This is a genomic window from Sulfitobacter sp. SK025 (assembly GCF_003352105.1).
Classification (GTDB): Bacteria; Pseudomonadota; Alphaproteobacteria; order Rhodobacterales; family Rhodobacteraceae; genus Sulfitobacter; species Sulfitobacter pontiacus.
In genome coordinates this window covers 307,601-325,596 of record NZ_CP025808.1, presented here as the reverse complement: position 1 = coordinate 325,596, position 17,996 = coordinate 307,601, and the positions used below count along the sequence as shown (strand labels likewise).

Genomic DNA, 17,996 nt, shown 5'->3' with positions numbered 1-17,996 from the left:
TTAGCGGCGTGTCGCAAACAGACCGGCGATAAAGCCGACACCCGCAGCGATACCCAATGCGGCGGCTGGTTGTGTGCGCACAAAGTCTTCGGCTGTTTGCTGCGCTTCCAGTGCCTTGTCACGGCCGGAGTTCGCCAAATCCTGCGCTGTGGATTTCGCCTGGTTGGCGGCTTCAGCGCTTTTGGCTTTGGTCAGATCGGCCATCGTGCTTGTCAGCGACGCGATGTCGTCTTTCAAAACGGCCAGCTGGACCGAGATATCATCGACAGACAGGTTGCTTGTGTTGGTTACGTCCTTGGCCATGGTGGTCTCCATTATTCATGTGTTCACCAACCAAACGCGCCCTGTAGATATAAGTTCCTTAAAGGCGTGGCTTGCGTCACACAGTATCGATAAAAAAAGGCCACGGTGGAACCACCGCGGCCTCGTTTGTTTGCGTGTATGCCGGTTTAGCTGTGCAGCGTTTCTGTCGACGAGAAGAACATCGCTTGCGAAACAGCCGATACGACCTGATCCACCGTGTAGGGCTTGGAGATCAGGAATGCGGGTTCGGGCTTGTCACCGGTCAGCAGGCGCTCGGGGAATGCGGTGATGAAGATCACCGGACGGTTACCCAAATCGCGCAGCAGGTCGTTCACGGCATCGATCCCGGAGGAGTTATCGGCCAGCTGGATATCCGCGAGGATCAGGTCCGGCACATCCGCTTTGCCCAGTTTGACAGCTTCGTCACGCGTGCGCGCAACACCGGTCACACGGTGGCCCATTTCGGCGACGATGGATTCGATGTCCATCGCGATGATCGCCTCGTCCTCGATGATCATGACCGAACCGGTAACGCTATCTGCCATTTCGCGACGGGCAATCTGCACCAGCTCGCTGGCTTCGCCTTCTTCTACACCGATGATCTGGCCGACTTCTTTAAAGGAGAACCCTTCGATCGTGTGCAGCAGCAACGCTTCGCGGCTGTGATTGGTCAGCTTGGCGAGGTGTTTTTGCGCCTTGGCGCGGGGGCCGCTTTCACCTTCTTCGACAGGCGCACCGGCGCTGGCCCAGATGCCGTACAAAACGCGGAACACACCTGTGCGGGTGTCTACACCATCCAGAACCGACCGGTCCGTCAAAATCGCTTCGAGCGAGGCGGCTGCAAAAGCGTCGCCGCTGTTCTGGCTGCCGGTCAGTGCGCGCGCGTAGCGACGCAGGTAAGGAAGGCATTCACCCAACGCATCGCTGACACTTGGTGTTTCGGTGACATCCGTCATTTATTGTCGTCCTTTTAAAATATTTCTGGAACCAAACCCCCTAACGCTGTGTTTGGTTCCGTGTCATATGTATAAATACAGTATTTAAAGAAGGCAGGAAACTTGTTCATGCAATCAGGCCAAAACGACGAGCGTGAGCGCTTTATCGACGAAAATCTTCGCCGCGTTTATGACGAGACGATGGAAGAAGGGATTCCCGATAAATTTAAAGACCTGCTTAATCAGTTGAAAGAACAGGATAAAAACGCTGGTAAAAAAGGATGAGCAATTCTGATCCCCGCGACCAACTGGTGGAGCATTTGCCCGCCATGCGCGCCTTTGCCATCAGCCTGACCCGGAACGGTGCCGTCGCGGATGACATGGTTCAGGATACTCTGGTCAAAGCCTGGACCAACATCGAAAAATTTGAAGTCGGCACAAATATGCGCGCTTGGCTCTTCACAATTTTGCGGAACACCTATTATTCTTCCCGTCGTAAAGCCAACCGCGAGGTCGCTGATGTGGATGGTGTGTTCACCGAAAGCCTTGCCGAAAAGCCGGCGCATGACGGGCATATGCAAATGACCGATTTCCGCAAAGCTCTGGGTTTGCTGAAAGACGAACAGCGCGAAGCATTGCTGCTGGTCGGTGCATCAGGCTTTTCCTACGAGGAAGCCGCCGAGATGTGTGGCGTGGCCGTCGGTACGATCAAAAGCCGGACGAACCGTGCCCGTGCGCGACTGGCTGAGCTGATGGGCCTGCGCGATGACGAAAGCCTCGAAATGACGGATGATGCGACGATGTCGGTTATCTCGGCATCTAAAGTGTCTTCTTTCTGATCGTGACGTCGGGGTTTCTGTCCACAAATATCTTTCGGGGCCTCGCGTTTCGCGTGCTGCTTTTCCTTTCGCTTGCGTTGCTGCCCATCGGTTTGATCGCCGTTGTTCAGACGCGAGAGATTGCGGAGCAGAACCTCGAGAATGCCGAACTGTCGCTGCTTGCCATTACAGAGCAAGCCTCGGCGAAGGAAAGCAGCACCATACAGGAAGCGTTCGGCGCAGCGGCGGCTTTGGCGTCCGTGGTCAAACTGATCAAGTCTGACAATGTGTCATGCAGCGCTTTCATGCGGGAATATCAGCGAGCCTCCGACCTTTATACGGTCGCAAGCTTCATCCAAAACGACGGGCGGATGGACTGCGTGTCGACAGGCGTTTCGGGAAACGTGTCGGGCCGGCCTGTATTTCAGAAGATGATCGAACACAAAAGTCGCATGGCGAATGTCACCAGCACGCCGGCGCAAAGCAAGGAACCGGTGCTGATCGTCACCAACCCGCTTAAGGTGGAAGAAGAGCTGATCGGCTTTATCAACCTGTCCATTCCCGAGAAGGTTTTTCACGACGCATCGGTACCCGAGACAGGGTCGCAGCCGATCGCGATGCTGACCTTCAACGCGCAGGGCGACATCCTGACGACCAAAAATGGCGTTGAAGCGGCCGAGCAAGAGCTGCCCTCCTTTGCCGCGTTGAAATGGTATGTGGGCCAGTCTGGTCGCGTCTTCCATGATGCCAACCAGCAAGGGCAGGACCGCGTCTATGCCGTTTTGCCCATCGTCCCCGGTGTTGCCTACGCCATGAGCGTCTGGCCCGAGGATTCCCCGCTGCTTCAGGCAGGGGCGATGACAACGCTTAGCTTCGTGCTGCCGGTGGCGATGTGGCTGGCAAGCCTTGTCGTGGCCTTCTGGGCGCTGAACCGTCTGGCCATTAAACACATCCGCAAACTTGGTCGGCAGATGCGCCATTTCGCGTTGAACAGAACCTTGCCGCGCACGCCTTTGGGGGGTGTCGTCCCGACTGAGATCGTGAATATGGAGCATGCCTTTGTCGGTATGGCGGAATCGATCCTGCGGGATGAAGCGTCGTTAGAAGACAACCTGCGCCAAAAGAATATTCTGCTGAAAGAAGTGCATCACCGGGTGAAGAATAACCTTCAGCTGATCTCTTCTATCATGAACATGCAGATCCGTCAGGCGACCACATCGGATGCGAAACGCGTGCTGCAGCGTTTGCAGGACCGGATCCTCAGCCTCGCGACAGTGCACAAAAGCCTTTACCAGAACGACAACCTGACCCGTGTCGATGGTGGCGCGCTCATGCATGAGATCGTGAACCAGCTCCTTAGCGTAGGTCTGCCGTCCGGCTCTGGCGTGACGGTGTCGCAAAACTACGAGGCGGTTCAGCTTGACCCCGACGACGCCGCACCGCTGACGTTACTGGTGTCCGAGGCGATTACCAATGCGCTGAAATATGTCGCCGCCGACGGCAAGGCAAAGGGACATATCGAGGTGAGCCTGTCTCATACCCAGCCGGAAATGGCGTTGCTGTTTGTTAAGAACACCACCGGCAATATTGATCCCGAAGCAGGAACCGGCCTTGGTTCTCGGTTGATCAACGCGTTCTCGCGTCAGTTGAACGGGCAGGTAGAGATCACCGATGAAGAGGGCACCTATACGCTGAGCGTTGAATTCCACGTGCCGCTGCAGGCGAAAGAAGTCTACGATTACTGAGGGTTCGGCGCAGAAAACTCGGTAAAATTAAATTTATTTTCAGTATGTCGGCGGTGAATCCTTCGCGTCCCAGTCAGCGGGGCCTGTTGGGGTGCAACCTGCGGGATTCATGGGACTTTCGGTGGTTTCGCGATGGATGTGGTCTCGATCGCGTATGTCAGGCGACATTCGCCGTCTCAGCAAAGCGCCGCGCAAACTCTGCAATGCAGCAATTGCGCCCTCCAGCCTGTGGAACCATGTGACCCGTGGGCTGTTAGTTTCCTGAACGAGCCACACAAGCGAATAGGAGGCATCAATGACGACAGATTTGTTTATCGCTTCATTTTTGATTCTCGCTTTGGCCGCAATCGCTATCGTTTCGCTGACCACGCAACGGGGCAGCGAAGAGAAAAAGCGCCAAAGATCGTCATTGCATAGCCATTCCCGGCGCGACGACGAACGATAATCAAAGGTTTAGTGCGAGCCATCCGCACGTCAAGAAAACGAAATCAAAAACTCGGCGGCGTACATGCACTTACAACAATGCATTGTACGTCGCCGATGTTTCTGAACCGGTGCGGCAAGCGGCTGTCAAAAAGATAGCCATCCCCCGGTGCCAGCACGGCCACGGCATCATCGACCGTCACCTCGATCTCTCCGGAAATAACCACACCAGCTTCTTCGCCCTCATGCACCAGCAGTTCGGGGCCTGTATCCGCGCCAGGCGGGTAGGTTTCGTGCAGCACTTGCAAGGAGTGTTGCTCCGCATTGCCAAGCTGGCGCAATGACACCTGACCGTCATAGGTGGGAGAGACTTTGGTAAACTCGCTCTCGCGGTAAAAGACCTTGGGCGATTGCGTGTCTTCCAGCGTTGAAAAGAATTCAGCCATGCTGATCGGGATCGCGTCCAGCAGGCTTTTCAAGGATGCGACCGAGGGGCTCGTCTTGTTCTTCTCGATCAGGGAGATGGTGCCGTTGGTCAGCCCTGCCTTGGTCGCCAGTTCGCGCTGAGACAGGCCGCGTTCTTCTCGAATCGATCTTAGTCTTTGACCTATGTCCACGTCCGGTCCCCGGATTATTTCTGTCAGCTTCCTAACCCGTATCTTGGTGCGATCACAGGCAAATTTTGGCGCAGCCGATTCAACTGAGGCGCGCTGAGGCAAATCTATATTGACAATTAAATTAAACGCAATAAGAGGATTTTAAACGCGGGTCGCGTTTCAACAAGAGGATTTGTATATGCCTAGTACTGTCAAAAAGCAGCCGCGCAAGGCCGCTGCAAAGAAACCGGCAAAAAGCAGCGTCGTGCCCGACATGCTTGATGCAAACGTATCTGTCGAAACCAACGCTCAGTTGATCGCCCGCCGTGAACAGGCTGTTCCACGTGGCGTTGCCTCTGCGGCGCCGATCTATGCGAAATACGCCGAGAACGCGGAACTTTGGGATGTGGATGGCAACCGCTACATCGACTTCGTTGGCGGCATCGGCGTGCTGAACACCGGCCACCGTCACCCCAAGGTGATCGCGGCAGCCAAGGCGCAAGAAGACCAATACACGCACACCAGTTTTCAGGTTGTGCCCTACGCCCCCTATATCGAACTGGCGGAAAAGCTGAACGCGCTGGCCCCCGGTGACGCGCCCAAGAAAACGCTGTTGGTGACAACCGGTGCCGAGGCGGTGGAAAACGCGGTCAAGATCGCGCGGGCTGCAACCGGCCGCCCCGGTGTGATCGCCTTTACCGGCGGCTACCACGGGCGCACGCTGCTGACGCTGGGGATGACGGGTAAAATCTCTCCTTACAAAAAAGACGTTGGTCCCTTCCCGTCCGATATCTTCCGCGCGCCTTTCCCATCGCCTCGCGACGGGATCACGGTCGAGGATGCGATCACCGGCCTGAAGAACCTTTTCCTGACCGATGCGCAGCCCGAACGTGTGGCAGCCATCATCATCGAGCCCGTCTTGGGCGAGGGTGGTTATACCCCTGTGCCGTTCGAGATGATGCACCAGCTGCGCGAGATCTGTGACCAGCACGGTATCATGCTGATCGCCGACGAAGTGCAGGCGGGCTTTGGCCGGACCGGCAAATGGTTTGCCATCGAACACTCCGGCGTGACCCCCGATCTGATCACCGTCGCAAAGTCGATGGCGGGTGGCTATCCTTTGGCGGGTGTGATCGGCCGCGCTGATGTGATGGACGCGATGATCCCCGGCGGGTTGGGTGGCACCTACGGCGGCAATCCCGTCGCCTGTGCCGCAGCGCTTGCCGCGATCGAGGCGATCGAGGAAGAAGGCCTGCTGCAGCGGTCGCTGGACATGGGGGAACACCTCAAGGCGCGCTTTGCCGAGATCGGCGCACGCTCTGCGCCTTTCCGCATGTGGGATATCCGCGGTCTTGGTGCGATGGTCGCGGTCGAGTTTGTGACCGACTTTGACACGGCGACACCGGACGGTGATTTCACCAAACGCGTCATCGCGCACGCGCTCAAGCGCGGTCTGCTGCTGCTGAGCTGTGGCATGCAGGGCAACGCGGTGCGTGTGATGGTGCCGCTGACCGCGTCGGATGCGATCATCGAAGAGGGGCTCGGGATTTTCGAAGCCTCCGTCGCTGCCGCGGTCGCCGAAGAAGCAAAGTAAGCTCTGACTTCATAATGAAAGGCGCGCCGGGAAACCTGCGCGCCTTTTGTGTTTCCGGTCTTGGGCGCGTTTAATCAAACGGTACAAAGCTGTCGGCCTGCGCCCGCGCCCAACGGGTTTTATTGCCGTTATAGTCGGGCGATTGATCATCCAGCAGATAGCCTTCGGGCAGGTAGCCATAGACCTGATCACCCTGCACCATGCTGTTATCGCTTTGCCGCATCATCATATGGCGGGGGAGGAAATCGCTGGGGTGCTCTAGACCGGCGGCGCCTGTCATCTCGCCCAAGGCCATCAGCGTATTGCGGTGGAACCGCGCGACACGCTGGCTTTTGTCATCCACATCCAAAGCCCGCTGACGGGTGGGGTCTTGGGTCGCGACACCGACGGGGCAGTGATTGGTGTGGCACGCCTGCGCCTGGATACAGCCCACCGCAAACATGAACCCACGGGCGGAGTTGCACCAATCCGCGCCCAAAGCCAGCGCACGGGCGATATCAAAGGCTGATACGACCTTGCCCGCCGCGCCCAGTTTCACCTGATCGCGAATACCGGCACCGCGCAGGGTGTTGTGCACAAAGGTCAGCCCCTCGACCATCGGCATGCCGACGTGGTTGGCGAATTCAAGCGGGGCAGCGCCCGTGCCGCCTTCGGTGCCGTCTACGACGATAAAGTCAGGCACGATCCCCGTATCCAGCATCGCCTTGACCATACACATGAATTCACGCTGGTGGCCGATGCACAGCTTGAACCCCACAGGCTTGCCGCCCGACAGATCGCGCAGCTTGCCCAGAAACTCCATCATCTGCACAGGAGAGGTGAACGCCGAATGGGCAGCGGGCGAGATGCAGTCGTGCCCCATCGGGATGCCCCGTGCCGCCGCGATCTCGGCACTGATCTTCGACGCGGGCAGCATGCCACCATGACCGGGTTTGGCACCCTGGCTCAACTTAAGCTCGATCATCTTGATCTGGTCGCTGGCTGCCTGCTCCTTGAATTTGTCGGGGTCGAACTGCCCGTCTTCCGTGCGGCAGCCAAAATAGCCCGACCCGATTTCATAGATCAGGTCGCCGCCCCCCTCGCGGTGATAGCGGCTGATCCCGCCTTCGCCGGTGTCATGGGCGAACTGGCCCATCTTGGCCCCCTTGTTCAGGGCGCTGATCGCATTTGCCGATAGCGACCCAAAGCTCATCGCCGAGATATTGTAGATCGACGCGTCATAGGGCTGCTTGCAGTCCTTGTTGCCGATGGTCACGCGAAAATCCGTGTCGGTGATATGGACCGGCTGGACCGAATGGGTGACCCATGAATACCCCGCATCATAGACCCGCATCCGCGTGCCGAAAGGCCGCGCGTCTTCCACGCCTTTGGCGCGTTGATAGACCAGCGACCGGTCATCACGGCTGAAGGGTTCTTCGTCCTGATCGGATTCAATCAGATATTGCCTGATTTCCGGGCGGATACCTTCAAAGAAAAACCGCATGTGTCCCAGCACCGGATAGTTGCGCAGGATCGAATGTTTGGCCTGGATCAGGTCGTACACCCCCATACCCGCGAGGATGCCGAAGATCACCGACGGGAGAACCATCCACCACGACCATAGCGCTGTGAGCATCGCGAACGCGCCGAAAAGGACGATGACAGTCGCAAAAAGGCCAAAGCGGCCGAGGGATTTGAGTGCTTTCATGTGGGGCTCCTGCTGGCGCGTCTGGGTCGAAAATCGCTGCTTTTTCGGTTATATAGCACAAATAGCCCGAAAGTACCGCGCGGCGAAGGCAGATGTCCGGCGCATATTCCGGCCCGCAGTTTTGATTTTGTGCCGCTGCGCGCTAGTATTTTTAGGCACGGGATTGGGGGAAGTGAAATAAATATGGAAAATCAGTTTATTACATCGTTTTTCGCGTTGCGATTTACCATCCGCGTCCCTTAAATGACGGGTGCCATGTGTACCGCATAGTGAAAATAATTCATGATTTCACGCCGCGATTTGCACAGGGTCAGAGCATTATTTCGGGGAAAAATCGCAATAAATCAGCTTGTTTTGCTTCGGAATATCTGCGCTCATTTCAACCATGACGGAGAGCATGCGCATCAATGACGTATGTTCAGACAATTAAGTTGGGAGACTTCAAATGACTATTTTCAAGTCCATCGCCATCGCCTCTGCACTGGTCGCGGGTACCGCCGCCACCGCGCAGGAGAAATTCATCACCATCGGGACCGGCGGCCAGACCGGCGTCTACTTTGTTGTGGGTCAGTCGATCTGCCGCTTGGTAAACCGTGACAGCGCCAAAACCGGCCTGAAATGTACCGCTCCGTCCACCGGTGGTTCCATCGCCAACATCAACGCCATCAAGGCGGGTGACATGGACATGGGTGTTGCCCAGTCCGACTGGCAGTTCCACGCGTACAACGGGTCTTCGCAGTTCGAAGGCGACAAGTTCGACAAAGAGCGCGCGGTCTTTTCCGTACACGCCGAACCCTTCAACGTCATCGCGCGTGCCGACTCCGGCATCGAAAGCTTTGACGACCTGAAAGGCAAACGCGTCAACGTCGGTAACCCCGGTTCCGGTCAGCGCGCCACGATGGAAGTCGTTCTGGACGCCAAAGGCTGGACCATGGATGACTTCGCGCTCGCATCCGAGCTGAAGCCAGCCGAACAGGCCGCCGCTTTGGGCGATAACAAGGTCGACGCGATCATCTACACCGTGGGCCACCCCAACGGGTCGATCCAGGAAGCCGTGTCCACCGTCGACGCCAAGCTGGTGCCGGTTGAAGGCGAAGCGATCGACAAGCTGGTCGCCGATAACCCCTTCTACGCATACTCCACCATCCCCGGTGGCATGTACAAAGGCACCGACGCGGATGTGAAAACATTCGGCGTGAAAGCGACCTTTGTGACCTCCGCTGATGTGGACGAAGAAGTCGTATACGAAGTTGTAAAAGCTGTGTTCGACAACTTTGACCGCTTCAAAAAGCTGCACCCCGCGTTTGAGAACCTCAAAGAAGAAGAGATGATCAAAGACGGTCTGTCCGCCCCTCTGCATGATGGTGCGGCGAAGTACTACAAAGAGCGTGGCTGGATTGAATAAGCCCGCCGTTTGACCATTCGCGAACGCGAGGACAGCCTCGCGTTCGCATCCTGCGGCAACGACCGCAGCAGAACGACAATAAACGTGCACCTGTCCTGATACGGGGCCGCCAAGGGGACGAAGATGTCACAGAACGATCAACACCAAGCCGCCGCTGTAGAAGCCGAAGCCGCCGGAAAAGGCGGGCTGAGCCAAAGCGAACTGGACGAACTTGTCGCGTCTTCGGACACGGGCGGCAGGTCAGCGACCGGTAGCGTTGGCGTCTTTCTGGCGTTGACTGCGCTGGCGTGGTCGCTGTTCCAGCTGTGGATCGCCTCCCCGCTTCCTTTTGTTTTCGGCTGGGGTGTTTTTAACGACACCGAAGCCCGGTCAATCCATCTGGCCTTTGCTATCTTCCTTGGCATCGCCGCCTTCCCCGCCGCGCGCACCAAGGTGCAACTGGGGCTGGGGATTATCGTGCCCGTCGTGCTGGCCTATCTGTTCATGGTTGCGGCCAAAGACGGCACGCCGACCTGGTGGATCCCGCTGGTCGCCATCGTCATTGTCGCATGTGTCGTGCTTGGATCGCCCAAAGACCGTATCCCCTTGTGGGAATGGGCCTTGGCGCTGGTTGGCGCGGCGGCTGCATTGTATCTGTTTGTGTATTATCGCGAAATCTCGGGCCGTGTCGGTGCGCCGAACATGCAAGATACGGTTGTTTTCGTGATCGGCATCATGATCCTGCTAGAGGCAACGCGCCGCGCTCTTGGGCCTGCGCTGATGATCGTTGCGTCGGTCTTCCTTGTCTATAACGTCTTGGGGCCGATGATGCCGGATATCATCGCGCATAAGGGCAACTCGCTTTCTGAGATCGTGAACCACCAGTGGATCACCACCGAAGGTGTGTTCGGCATCGCGCTTGGTGTCTCGACGTCTTTCGTATTCCTCTTCGTCCTGTTCGGCGCGCTGCTGGATAAGGCCGGTGCCGGTAACTATTTCATCCAGGTCGCCTTCAGCATGATGGGCCACATGAAAGGCGGGCCTGCGAAGGCTGCTGTTGTGTCCTCTGCCATGACGGGGCTGATTTCCGGCTCCTCTATCGCCAACGTCGTGACCACGGGGACATTTACCATTCCGCTGATGAAAAAGGTGGGGTTCAGCTCTGAAAAGGCTGGCGCGGTCGAGGTTGCGTCTTCGGTCAACGGTCAGATCATGCCGCCCGTCATGGGGGCCGCGGCCTTCCTGATGGTTGAATATGTGGGCATCCCCTATTTCGATGTGGTGAAACACGCGTTTCTGCCCGCGGTGATCTCTTACATCGCGCTGGTGTATATTGTGCACCTCGAAGCGCTGAAGGCCGGTATGGTCGGGTTGGAACGCCCCTATACGCCCAAGCCGATTGTGCAGCGCTTGCTGGTGTCCGCCTTTATCATCGCCTGCATCTGCGCGCTGAGCTTTGCTGTCTACTATGGCATGGGCTGGCTGCGTCCTGCCTTCCCGAACAGCGCGGGCTATATCATCTTTGCCTTGCTGACCGCGGTCTATGCCGGTCTGCTGTATATCGGGTCGAAGGAAGAGCCGCTGGTTCTGGATGATCCGAACGAGCCGGTGACACGTCTGCCTTTGCCCGGTCCAACGGTGCGGTCGGGCCTGCACTTTATCCTGCCGATCGTCGTTCTGGTCTGGGCGTTGATGGTGGATCGTCTGTCCCCTGGCCTGTCAGCGTTCTGGGCCACGACCTACATGATCTTTATCCTCGTGACACAGCGCCCGCTGATGGCGATTTTCCGGGGCGAAAGCCAGTTTGCCAATGATGTGGTCGCGGGGGTGCGCGACCTGATCGACGGCTTGGTCGTCGGGGCGCGCAATATGATCGGTATCGGGATCGCCACGGCAACCGCTGGTATCATCGTGGGCGTGGTCAGCCAGACCGGCGTTGGGTCGGCGCTTGCCGATGTGGTCGAGGTTCTGTCGGGCGGCAATATCCTTGCGATCCTGTTCCTGACCGCGATCCTGTCGCTGATCCTTGGGATGGGGTTGCCGACAACGGCAAACTATATCGTTGTGTCGGCGCTGCTGGCACCTGTCATTGTGACACTGGGGCAGCAGAACGGTCTGATCGTGCCGCTGATCGCCGTGCACCTGTTCGTATTCTACTTTGGCATCATGGCTGATGTGACGCCTCCGGTCGGGCTGGCGAGCTTTGCCGCCGCGGCTGTGTCCGGTGGGGATCCGATCAAGACCGGTGTCGTCGCGTTCTTCTACAGCTTGCGGACGGCGGCGCTGCCGTTCCTGTTCATCTTCAACACCGAACTTCTGCTGATTGATGTGACGATGGTGCAGGGTATATTCGTCTTCATTGTCGCGACCTTTGCGATGCTGTTGTTTGCAGCGGCGACCCAGGGCTGGTTCCTTGCGCGGAACCGCTTCTACGAGACGATTGCCCTCTTGCTGATCGCCTTTACCCTGTTCCGGCCCGGTTTCTGGATGGATATGGTCTTTCCGCCCTATACCGAAGAAGCACCGGCCGAGATTGTGCAGGCCGCGGCCGACACACCGCTTGGGGAGGATCTGCGCCTGCGCGTCGCGGGTATCAATGATCTGGGTGATCCGATCGAATTTGTCGCCCTTCTGCCAATCAACGAAGGCACCACGGGCGAAGAACGGCTGGAGGCTGCCGGCGTGATCACCCGTGTCGAGGGCGACCAGATGTTCATCGACGACGTTCTGTACAACTCTGCCGCGCAATCGGCGGGTCTGGATTGGGACCAAGAGGTGCTGCGCGTGCTCAAACCCGTCGCAACCCCAAGTAAATACTGGATGTTTATCCCTGCGCTGTTGTTGCTGGCCCTCGTGGTCGTCATGCAACGGGGCCGCAATGCACGTGCGGCCCACAAAGCAGCGGTGGTGTAGCAAATTAGTTTGTGCATGTTACGCATAGAAGCCATGCAAATGACGGTGGGTTCGCCATCACGTCACGTGTTTAATATTCCCAACAATGGGAGTATGGACTTGTCACCTTGGGCGTATGGGCGGAGTATTTCCGGCCCCTTCCGCCCGTTTGGACGGAGTGACAAGTTATGACACCTTTTGCGATTGCAGGCGTGCAGATGTACGTCAACGCGCTGGAGTCCAACGTCGATGGCATGATCCAGCGACTGGACATCCTGATGGCGCGTTTTCCCTGGACCCAGATGGTCCTGTTTTCCGAGCTCGCCCCCTTTGGCCCGCTTGACCGGTTTGCATTGCCCCCCGAGAATGAAACGCTCGAGGTGTTTCAGGCTGCTGCACGCAAGCACCGTGTCTGGCTGATCCCCGGTTCCATGTTCCTCAAGAACCCCGAGGACGGGCGCGTGTACAACACCGCCGTGGTGATCAACCCCGAGGGCGAGATCATCCGCCGCTACGCCAAGATGTTCCCGTTCCGGCCCTATGAATCCGGCATCGCGGCAGGCACCGAATTCTGTGTGTTCGACGTGCCGGAAGTCGGGCGTTTCGGCTTGTCGATCTGCTATGACATGTGGTTCCCCGAAACCACGCGCCAGTTGACCAGCCAAGGCGTCGAGGTTCTGCTGACACCGGTTCTGACCGGCACCACCGACCGCGACGCAGAGCTGGCGATTGCCCGCGCGACCGCGGCGCAGTTCCAGTGCTATGTCTTTGCGGTCAACGGTCTGGGCGCAGGCGGTGTCGGTAAGTCGCTGGTTGTCGATCCGACATCGATGGTCCTGCACCAGTCCGCCGGTCAGGAAGACATGTTCCCGATCGAAGTCGATCTGTCGATGGTGCGTCGTCAGCGCGAAACCGGCATGAAGGGTCTGGGGCAGGTGCTTAAATCCTTCCGCGACCGGTCTACCGACTTCTCGATCTATGACCGTTCCAGCGGGACAGACGCCTATCTGAACACGCTTGGTCCGCTTGAGGTGCCCCATCAGGGAACCCGCGCCGGTCTGCACGTCGATGTGCCCGCGCAGCGGGTCCCGGACGCGCCCGTGTTCAAAGGGCATGAAACAACGACACCTGCGGTTCAGCCGGGCTTTGCCCCCGAACCGCTACCAAATCCAACGGCGGGGACTGCCAATATCACGGCCCCTGCCGAAACACCTGTGGCTCCGGCTGCAGCGACACCAAATCCACCCGTAAAGCCCGGTGATCTGCCGGGCAGCGGGCCGACATCTAGCGGCTAGGCTGCGGCGTTCAGGTCCGGCGCTTTTCAAAAGTGCCGGACACCGGGATGCAGCAGTCGACCGCCCAAAGCGGAGTACGATTGATGCATTCTATGAACGATTATTCGTCGGCAATTCAGCTGAGGTCCGACCGATGGAGCGCGCTGCGTGAAGCGGCAAGCGGCCTGACCCGCGCCACCACAGCCAAGGAAACCGACGCCCTGCGCAGCAAATGCGCCGCGCTGTTTGACTCCCTGTCGCTGATCGAACCCTATTGGGCCTTTCCGGGCATGGCGGCGTTCGAACACCTGCAGCGGATGCTGAATAACAACAGCTTTGACGACATGGCCTTTGCGGTGAACCGCATCACGCGCGCGCTGACAACAGGGGCCTATCGCCGTCGCACCATCCCGCTGGAACGCGACAGCATCGATCACGACGAACATGACGACGAGGCGATGCTCTCTCCCGAGGCGCGGGCGCTGACCAAGCCGTATTTCGAGGTGCTGATCGTCGATGATGTGAACGACCAGCAAGAGCGCTGGCTGAAATCCAACGTCAGCCGGATGCGCCGCCCCGAAGACCCGTTCCACTACGAAGCCGTGGTGGTCAAATCCATCGAAGACGCGCTGATCGCGGTGCTGTTCAACCACAACATCCAGGCCATCGTTGTGCGCCCGGGCCTGACGCTCAAGTCCAAGATGGACGAGACGATACTGGTCCGCTACCTCGCCCGCGCTGGTGGGCAGGAGGAGATCGACAAGCTCCAGCCCGAGAACTACGGCCCCGAACTATGCCGCATGATCGCCAAGGTTCGCCCCGAGCTGGACGCCTATCTGGTGACCGAACGGTCGGTCGAGGATATCGCGGGTCTGGATCTGGGGATTTGCCGTCGGGTCTTTTATAACCAAGAAGACTTTATGGAGCTGCATCTGAACATTTTGCGCGGGGTGCAGGCGCGGAACAAATCGCCCTTCTTCACGGCGCTTGTCGAATATTCCAAACAACCCACGGGCGTTTTCCACGCGATGCCGATCAGCCGCGGCAAGTCGATCACGCGGTCGCATTGGATTCAGGACATGGGCGCGTTCTACGGGCCGAACATCTTTTTGGCCGAAACCTCTGCCACCTCGGGCGGGCTGGACAGCTTGCTTGAACCGCACGGGCCGATAAAAGAGGCGCAAGAGCTTGCCAGTCGCGCCTTCGGGTCCAAGCAAACGTTCTTTGCCACGAACGGGACATCGACTTGCAACAAGATCGTGGTGCAGGCCTTGGTACGCCCCGGTGACATCGTGCTGGTCGATCGCGATTGCCACAAATCCCACCACTACGGGATGGTGCTGGCGGGGGCGCAGGTGTGCTACCTTGATAGCTACCCGCTGAATGAATATTCCATGTACGGTGCCGTGCCCCTGCGCGAGATCAAGCATCAGCTTCTGGCGCTCAAGGCCGCGGGCAAGCTGGATCAGGTGCGCATGTTGCTGCTGACAAACTGCACCTTTGACGGGCTGGTCTATAACGTCGAACGGGTGATGGAGGAATGTCTGGCGATCAAGCCCGACCTCATTTTCCTGTGGGACGAGGCGTGGTTCGCTTTTGCCCGTTTCAACCCGACCTACCGCCAGCGTACGGGCATGAACGCAGCCAATACGCTGCGCGCGCGGTTCAAGTCGGACGACCACCGCGTCGCCTATGAAAAGCAGCAGGCTGAACTGAAGGATGCCGACGACGAGACGCTGCTGAACACGCGGTTGATCCCTGCACCGGATTCGCGGGTGCGGGTCTATACCACGCAATCGACCCATAAAACGCTCACATCCCTGCGGCAGGGGTCGATGATTCACGTGAATGATCAGGACTTTAAGGGCGAGGTCGAACAAAGCTTCCACGAAGCCTATATGACCCATACCTCGACCTCGCCGAACTACCAGATCATCGCCTCGCTTGATGTGGGGCGACGACAGGTAGAGCTTGAAGGCTTTGAATTCGTGCAGCGCCAGATCGAGGCCGCTTTGTCCATGCGTCGTGCGATTGCCGACCACCCGCTGCTGAGCAAATACTTCAAGGTGCTGACAGCGGGCGACATGATCCCCGAGGAATACCGCGAAAGCGGGGTGACCAGCTATTACCATCAAGAACAGGGCTGGACCGATATGTGGGACTGCTGGGAGAAAGACCAGTTCGTCCTTGATGCCAGCCGCGTAACGCTGCTGGTCGGCGGGACGGGCTGGGACGGTGACACGTTCAAGACCGATATCCTGATGGATAAATACGGCATCCAGATCAACAAGACATCGCGCAACACGGTCTTGTTCATGACTAATATCGGCACCACGCGGTCCAGCGTGGCCTATCTGATCGAGGTGCTGGTCGAGATCGCGAAATCGCTGGATGACCGTCTGGATGACGCCAGCAAGATGGAGCGTCGGTCTTTCGACAACCGCGTCGCCAACCTGATGGAGAACTACCCGCCGCTGCCGGACTTCAGCCGCTTTCACGAGGCCTTCCGCAACGACGACGTCACCTCCGAAGGGGATATCCGCACGGCGTTCTTCCTCGCTTATGACGAGAAGAACACTGATTACCTAGAGCTGAACGGCACGCTGAAAGAGGCGATGGACGCCAACCAGACGGTCGTGTCCGCCAGCTTTATCATCCCCTATCCCCCCGGCTTTCCAATCCTCGTCCCCGGACAGGTGGTAAGCCAGGAAATCCTGTCGTTCATGCGGAATTTGGACGTCAGCGAAATCCACGGTTACCGCCCCGATCTGGGGCTGCGCGTCTTTACGGATGCGGCGCTGAAACGGGTGCGCAAGAAAAACCTGTCGTCTTCACCTGACTAAGATTAAGCAAAGGACCAAATATCATGGCAACGACTGTTCTCAAGAATATCTCGGAAATTCGTCGGTTCTTTCACCGTAACGAAGACCCTGTTTACTTTATCTCGGCCACGAACTTTAACCTTCTTGGTCTCGATGAGTGGGTGAAAAACTTTAAGTATATCTGCTACATCGACTGCTACGGCGGCAAGCACCCCAATGTGTTCTGCCCCTCGGAACAGCCCCACGCTGAATTCCAGAGCATCGAAGACATCAACAACTATCTGTTGCAGCACAAAGAAGTCATCGATTTCGTCAAGCGGCGCGGTGGCAAGCCCAAGTTCGTGTTCCTGATGTTCGACGAGGAAACCGAACGCCTGTCGAAAGAACTGGGGGCAGATGTCTGGTTTCCCAAGGCCAAGCTGCGCCAAAAGATGGACAACAAGATCGAAACCGTGCGGATCGGCAACAAGGCCGGTGTGCCGTCGGTGCCGAACGTGCTGGCCGAGGTCAAGGATTACGAAGACCTCAAGAAGACCTGCGAGAAGGCCGGGATCGGTCACGATCTGGTGCTGCAATCCGCCTTTGGTGACAGTGGCCACACGACGTTCTTTATCAAGTCCGAAGCAGACTTCCGCCGTCATGAATCCGAGATCGTCGGCGAGGGCGAGATCAAGATCATGAAGCGGATCGACTGCCGCGGTTCCGCGATCGAGGCTTGCGCCACCAAGGAAGGCACGATCGTTGGCCCCTTGATGACGGAACTGGTCGGTTTCAAGGATCTGACGCCCTATCGCGGGGGCTGGTGTGGCAACGAAATCCTGTCGACCGCCTTCCCGCCCAAGGTCCGTCAGAAAGCGCGCGAGCTGACCTATAAGTTCGGCGAACAGCTGCGCAAGGAAGGTTATCGCGGCTATTTCGAGCTCGACTTCCTGATCGACAAAAAGACCGGTGACATCTGGCTGGGCGAGCTGAACCCGCGCATCACGGGCGCGTCGTCGATGACGAACCACGCCGCCTTTGCCCATGCGGATGCGCCCTTGTTCCTGTTCCACCTGCTGGAATTCAGCAAGAAGAAATTCAATCTGGATGTAGAAGAGCTGAACAACCGTTGGGCCGACCCCGAGATGATCGACGGCTGGAGCCAGATGGTGATCAAACATACCGAAGACAGCGTCGATATCTGCACCGAAGCGCCCGAAACAGGCATTTACAAGATGTTGGAAGATGGCCGCGTTGTGTTCGACCGTTTCGATTATCACCGTCGCGCCGTGGAGTCCGAGAACGAAGCGTTCTTCCTGCGCATCCTGCAACCGGGTGATTACCGCTATGAAGGGGCCGATATTGGCATCCTTGTGACCCGCGGTCGGTCGATGACGAAGTCTTTCCAGTTGAATGAGCGCGCGAAAAAGTGGATTCACGGGATCAAGCAATCGGTGAACGGTCGTCCTCTGCCCGTCGCAGAGGCGGGTCCGGCGATGTCTGATCCGGCGTTCAAAATCCTCTAAGCACCGAAAGGGCAGCAC

14 protein-coding genes are annotated in these 17,996 nt (G+C 57.9%); 10 read left to right on the top strand and 4 right to left on the bottom strand.

Features of this window, described 5'->3' with window-relative positions; all coding sequences use genetic code 11:
• On the bottom strand, positions 1-303 hold the full coding sequence (locus C1J04_RS01505; RefSeq protein WP_235183729.1) for a DUF883 family protein: 303 nt from the start codon (positions 301-303) through the stop codon (positions 1-3).
• Positions 304-449: 146 nt separating this feature from the next.
• The gene (locus C1J04_RS01500) at positions 450-1,259 is read right to left on the bottom strand and encodes a response regulator (protein ID WP_005850634.1); all 810 of its coding nucleotides are present in this window, start codon (positions 1,257-1,259) and stop codon (positions 450-452) included.
• A gap of 108 nt (positions 1,260-1,367) precedes the next feature.
• On the opposite strand from C1J04_RS01500, the gene C1J04_RS01495 reads away from it, so the two are divergent.
• From C1J04_RS01495 to C1J04_RS19275, 4 genes are all read left to right on the top strand, one after another.
• Entirely contained in the window at positions 1,368-1,523 is a 156-nt protein-coding gene (locus tag C1J04_RS01495) for a NepR family anti-sigma factor (RefSeq protein WP_005850632.1), read from the top strand.
• Positions 1,520-2,077 (top strand): RNA polymerase sigma factor, encoded by a 558-nt coding sequence (locus tag C1J04_RS01490; protein ID WP_005850631.1) that lies wholly within the window; start codon positions 1,520-1,522, stop codon positions 2,075-2,077. The genes C1J04_RS01495 and C1J04_RS01490 overlap by 4 nt, the downstream gene beginning before the upstream one ends.
• A 53-nt stretch (positions 2,078-2,130) precedes the next feature.
• A complete protein-coding gene (locus C1J04_RS01485) occupies positions 2,131-3,801 on the top strand; it encodes a sensor histidine kinase (protein ID WP_254655128.1) in 1,671 nt (556 codons plus the stop codon).
• Positions 3,802-4,096: 295 nt separating this feature from the next.
• The gene (locus tag C1J04_RS19275) at positions 4,097-4,246 is read left to right on the top strand and encodes a hypothetical protein (protein WP_005850628.1); all 150 of its coding nucleotides are present in this window, start codon (positions 4,097-4,099) and stop codon (positions 4,244-4,246) included.
• Positions 4,247-4,289: 43 nt separating this feature from the next.
• Here C1J04_RS19275 and C1J04_RS01480 read toward each other — a convergent pair whose 3' ends face one another.
• Positions 4,290-4,841: a cupin domain-containing protein gene (locus C1J04_RS01480; protein WP_009825647.1), complete on the bottom strand. Its 552-nt coding sequence runs from the start codon at positions 4,839-4,841 to the stop codon at positions 4,290-4,292.
• 178 nt (positions 4,842-5,019) lie between these two features.
• Between C1J04_RS01480 and gabT the strand changes: the two genes are divergently transcribed.
• Entirely contained in the window at positions 5,020-6,414 is a 1,395-nt protein-coding gene (gabT, locus tag C1J04_RS01475; protein WP_174226591.1) for a 4-aminobutyrate--2-oxoglutarate transaminase, read from the top strand.
• A gap of 70 nt (positions 6,415-6,484) precedes the next feature.
• On the opposite strand, the gene C1J04_RS01470 is transcribed toward gabT, so the two are convergent.
• Positions 6,485-8,101 carry an FMN-binding glutamate synthase family protein gene (locus C1J04_RS01470; RefSeq protein ID WP_114865231.1) on the bottom strand — a complete coding sequence of 539 codons (1,617 nt, stop codon included), beginning with the start codon at positions 8,099-8,101 and terminating at the stop codon, positions 6,485-6,487.
• Positions 8,102-8,546: 445 nt separating this feature from the next.
• On the opposite strand from C1J04_RS01470, the gene C1J04_RS01465 reads away from it, so the two are divergent.
• The 5 genes from C1J04_RS01465 (at position 8,547) to C1J04_RS01445 (ending at position 17,978) form a co-directional block, all read left to right on the top strand.
• Positions 8,547-9,506, top strand: a complete 960-nt coding sequence (locus tag C1J04_RS01465) for a TAXI family TRAP transporter solute-binding subunit (protein WP_005850616.1) — start codon at positions 8,547-8,549, stop codon at positions 9,504-9,506.
• A gap of 123 nt (positions 9,507-9,629) precedes the next feature.
• Positions 9,630-12,398, top strand: coding sequence for a TRAP transporter permease (locus C1J04_RS01460; RefSeq protein WP_114865230.1), 2,769 nt, complete (start codon positions 9,630-9,632; stop codon positions 12,396-12,398).
• A 167-nt stretch (positions 12,399-12,565) separates the two neighbouring features.
• On the top strand, positions 12,566-13,672 hold the full coding sequence (locus C1J04_RS01455) for a carbon-nitrogen hydrolase family protein (RefSeq protein WP_009825643.1): 1,107 nt from the start codon (positions 12,566-12,568) through the stop codon (positions 13,670-13,672).
• 83 nt (positions 13,673-13,755) lie between these two features.
• Positions 13,756-16,494, top strand: coding sequence for an aminotransferase class I/II-fold pyridoxal phosphate-dependent enzyme (locus C1J04_RS01450; protein WP_037954018.1), 2,739 nt, complete (start codon positions 13,756-13,758; stop codon positions 16,492-16,494).
• Positions 16,495-16,517: 23 nt separating this feature from the next.
• On the top strand, positions 16,518-17,978 hold the full coding sequence (locus C1J04_RS01445; protein ID WP_009825641.1) for a biotin carboxylase: 1,461 nt from the start codon (positions 16,518-16,520) through the stop codon (positions 17,976-17,978).
• The last annotated feature ends 18 nt before the right edge of the window (positions 17,979-17,996 follow it).